The sequence below is a fragment of the Blastomonas sp. CCH1-A6 genome (assembly GCF_001556365.1).
In the GTDB taxonomy this organism is placed as follows: Bacteria; Pseudomonadota; Alphaproteobacteria; order Sphingomonadales; family Sphingomonadaceae; genus Blastomonas; species Blastomonas ursincola.
Genome location: NZ_LSIS01000441.1, coordinates 1 through 3,681, shown reverse-complemented (window position 1 = coordinate 3,681; position 3,681 = coordinate 1). Strand labels below are relative to the sequence as shown.

General features: G+C 67.2%; 5 protein-coding genes. 3 read left to right on the top strand and 2 right to left on the bottom strand.

What is annotated here, in order from left to right:
- Together AX735_RS20025 and AX735_RS20020 are read right to left on the bottom strand one after the other, a co-directional pair.
- Positions 1-291, bottom strand: a 291-nt coding sequence (locus AX735_RS20025; RefSeq protein WP_446471840.1) for a lipid II flippase MurJ, incomplete at its 3' end; no start/stop codon positions are given.
- Between the two features lie 25 nt (positions 292-316).
- Positions 317-823, bottom strand: a complete 507-nt coding sequence (locus AX735_RS20020) for a protein-export chaperone SecB (protein ID WP_066284001.1) — start codon at positions 821-823, stop codon at positions 317-319.
- A 217-nt stretch (positions 824-1,040) separates the two neighbouring features.
- Here AX735_RS20020 and AX735_RS20015 point away from each other — a divergent pair, with 217 nt between their 5' ends.
- The 3 genes from AX735_RS20015 to AX735_RS24660 form a co-directional block, all read left to right on the top strand.
- Positions 1,041-1,703 (top strand): Tim44/TimA family putative adaptor protein, encoded by a 663-nt coding sequence (locus tag AX735_RS20015; protein ID WP_137775845.1) that lies wholly within the window; start codon positions 1,041-1,043, stop codon positions 1,701-1,703.
- Between the two features lie 23 nt (positions 1,704-1,726).
- A complete protein-coding gene (gene mltA / locus AX735_RS20010) occupies positions 1,727-3,034 on the top strand; it encodes a murein transglycosylase A (RefSeq protein ID WP_066284004.1) in 1,308 nt (435 codons plus the stop codon).
- A 2-nt stretch (positions 3,035-3,036) separates the two neighbouring features.
- A partial coding sequence (locus AX735_RS24660; protein WP_082751222.1) for a Smr/MutS family protein occupies positions 3,037-3,681 on the top strand: 645 nt, incomplete at its 3' end.

Sequence of the window (3,681 nt, the reverse complement as noted above, 5' to 3'; positions counted from 1 at the left end):
CACCGACAGCACCTGGCCGGCAAAGGCCTTGGCGACGTCCAGCCCGGTACCGGGCGCGTCCTTGTCGGCTTCGGCCAGCTTGCGGTTGAACATCGGCACGAAGACCGCGGCGAACGCGCCCTCGGCAAACAGCGCGCGAAACAGGTTGGGCAGCCGCCAGGCGATCAGGAACGCGTCCGATGCCATGCCTGCGCCGACATAGCGCGCCATCAATATGTCGCGCACCATCCCCAGCACGCGGCTGACCAGGGTCAGACCGCCGATGGTGGAGACGGCGCGCAGGAGGTTCATCGGATGATGACCCGGGATGCGAGGATCAGGCGTTGCCTTCTGCAGGCGGCATCGCCGCACCGAAATTCGGATCCTGGCTCTGCTGTTCGTACAGGCCGACGAAATCGATCGGTTCGAGCACCAGCGGCGGATAGCCCGCATCGCGGATGACATTGCCCAGGATCAGACGGATGTTCGGGAAGACCATGCGCGGCGTATCGGCGAACAGGAAGCGGCGGGTCTGCTCCTCGTCCATCCCGCGCAGGCCGACCAGCGCGCCATAGGCGAGCTCGACGAGATAGGCGGTGCCCTGCTCGGCCTTGGCCGCGATCGTGTAGGTGCACAGCATTTCATGCACTTCTTCGTTGAGCTGGCGCGATTCGGCGCGGAACTGCACGTCGAAGCTCAGCTGGCCGGGCCACTGATAGCTGTCGGGCGCATTCGGGTTCTCGACCGAAAGGTCCTTCACATATTGCGAGATCAGGCCCGCCTGCGGTCCCGCTGCGCCGTTCAGCGCCGGATTTTGCGAGTTGTCGGTGCCGTCTTCGGCCATGGATATTCCCTTTCGATGCTCGTGCGCGCCCCGCGCGTCCTGATCGGCGCTCTAATCGGGCTGCGGTGCATGCGCAAGCGTCGCGAAAGTGCAGGTCCGGCGCAACGGATATCGGGCCAAAGCGATTTGCATATTGGCCGACATGTCCTATGTTGTGCTTTCAACCTGCTGCGCTGGCAGCATCACGTTCCACACGGGTGGGCAAACGGGAAGTCTTGTGACGGTAGAAATCATCATCCTGGCCATGGTTGCAGCATTTCTGGGGCTCCGGCTCTATTCGGTGCTGGGCAAACGCACCGGGCACGAGCAGGAACCGCTGACCCGCGGGATGGACACGCCTGTCACCAAACGCCCCGCCGCGATCGAGCGGCCACAGCTTGACGACAAGCCCGCCGGGCTGACGCCGGGCACCTCGACGGTGTTCGATATCACTGCCGAGCCCGGCATCCGCCAGATGCTTGCTGCCGATCGCAGCTTCGATGTCGGCCGCTTCCGTGAAGGCGCCAAGGCTGCCTATGCGATGATCCTCGAGGCTTTCTGGTTGGGCGATCGCGAGCAGCTGCGCAGCCTGTGCGATGACGAGGTGTACGAAAGCTTCGCCGAATCGATCGAGCAGCGTGACCAGCGCGGCGAGACGCTGGAAAACCGGCTGGTGCGGATCGACGAGACCCGTATCGTCGATGCCGAATATGACGCGCCGCTGGCACGCATTACCGTGCGCTTCGATTCGGACATCGCCGCGGTCGTGCGCGGCCCTGATGGCGAGCTGGTCGCCGGTTCGTTGACCGATGCGGTCGAGACGCACGACGTGTGGACCTTCCAGCGCGACCTGCGCAGCAACGATCCCAACTGGATTCTGGTCGAAACCGATCAGGCCTGATCGTGTCGGGGCAGGGGGCTGCGATGCACAGGCTGGCGCTTGCCCTGTTGCCGCTGGCGCTTGCCGGATGCGCGGGGGCTATTCCCTCGGCAGAGACCGCATCGACGCCGCCGCCTTCGCGCCTGCCTTATGAGACGGTGACCCCCGCGCCGGGCCGCGCGCCCGGCCCTGCGCCCGCGCCGACGGCTTCGACCAACTATGTGATCCCGCGCGCGACGCCGCTGCCCGCGATGACCGGGGCAGGGGTGATCGCCAGCGCCGATGTTGCGCAAGCTGCAGGCCAGACGCTGCGGCGCGGTCCCGAAATCGCCAGCCTGCCGATCGCCGCCGACGATGCGCGCGCGGCGCTCGCCGCATTTCGCCTGACCTGCCCCTCGGTCACCAAGCGCCAGGATGCGAGTGGCCTGACCCGGCCCGAGGACTGGCGCGCGCCCTGCGATGCCGCCGCTTCCTGGGGCGACAAAGACCCCGCACGCTTCTTTGCCGAGGCGTTCGAGGCGGTCCAGGTCGGCGAGGGCGCGGCCTTTGCCACCGGCTATTTCGAACCCGAGATCGCGGGCACCCGCACCCGCCAGCCGGGGTTCGAGGTGCCGGTCTATGGCCGCCCGTCCGATCTGGTCGATGTCGACCTGTCGCAATTCTCCCCCGAATGGGCGGGCAAGAAGATCCGCGGCAAGGTCAAGGGCAGCGATTTCGTGCCCTATGATGACCGGACGCAAATCGAGCAGGGATCGCTGAACGGCCGCGCGCCGGTGATCGCCTGGGCGGCGGACGAGATCGAGTTCTTTTTCCTTCAGGTCCAGGGTTCGGGACGGCTGCGCGCGCCCGACGGATCGGTGGTGCGGATCGGCTATGCGTCGCAGAACGGGCGCGACTATACCGGCATCGGCGCATTGATGCGGACACGCGGTCTGCTCGCGCCGGGCCAGGCGAGCATGCAGGGCATCGTCGCCTGGCTGCGCGCGAACCCTGAAGAGGGCCGCGCGATCATGCGCGAGAACAAGAGCTTCGTCTTCTTCCGCGAGCTGACCGGGCCGGGGCCGCTGGGCGCGCTCGGCTATCAGGTCGAGGCGGGCAGCACCGTCGCTGCCGACCCCAAGTTCATTCCGCTCGGTGCGCCGGTCTTCCTGTCGATGGACCGCGCCGAGCCCAACGGGCTGTGGGTGGCGCAGGATACCGGCGGCGCAATCAAGGGCGCGAACCGGTTCGATACCTTCTGGGGTGCCGGCGACCAGGCGCGGACGATTGCGGGTGGCATGTCCGCGCGGGGGCTGGCGCTGATCCTGCTGCCGCGCGGGACATACGACCGACTCGCTGCCCAGGCACGCTGACGATGAGCCGCAGGCCGCTGACCGATGCGGAAGCGGCCCTGTGGAAGCGGGTGATCGCGACCGTCGAGCCGTTCAAGGACAGGAAATCCTCTCCCCTCCCGCGTAAAGCCCTCCTTCTTGATGGGGGAGGCCAAATCCCCAACCAGGAATCGCGTGGGGGTGATGGTGCCTCCAGCTCGGATGCTAGCGGCACCATCACCCCCAACGCTGCGACTAGGCCGCACGCGGCCAAGTCTCGCGCCTCCCCCATCAAGGGGGAGGACTGGCTGAGCGGAAGCACAACCAAACCCACCCCCGGCTGGACTTTCACTCCTGCACCCGTCCCCACGGTCAAGGGCAATCTCGACGGCCATTGGGACCGGCGCATGGCCAAGGGCGGGGTGCAGCCCGATGTGACGATCGACCTCCACGGCCACACGCTGGCGAGCGCCTATGCGCGGCTCGACCTGGCGCTGGGCCAGGCCATTGCGGCGGATATGCGGCTGATGCTGCTGATTACCGGCAAGGCTAGGGCGCCCGAAAGTGGGCGCGGCGCGATCCGCGCAGCGGTGTCGGACTGGCTCGCCTCGTCGCGCCATGCGGGCGATATCGCGGCGGTGCGCAACGCGCATCCCCGGCATGGCGGGGATGGGGCGCTGTATATCGTG

Excerpts from the sequence above, each read along its gene's own strand:
- mltA (WP_066284004.1), top strand. The coding sequence starts at position 1,727 with ATGCACAGGCTGGCGCTTGCCCTGTTGCCGCTGGCGCTTGCCGGATGC.
- AX735_RS20020 (WP_066284001.1), bottom strand. The coding sequence starts at position 823 with ATGGCCGAAGACGGCACCGACAACTCGCAAAATCCGGCGCTGAACGGC.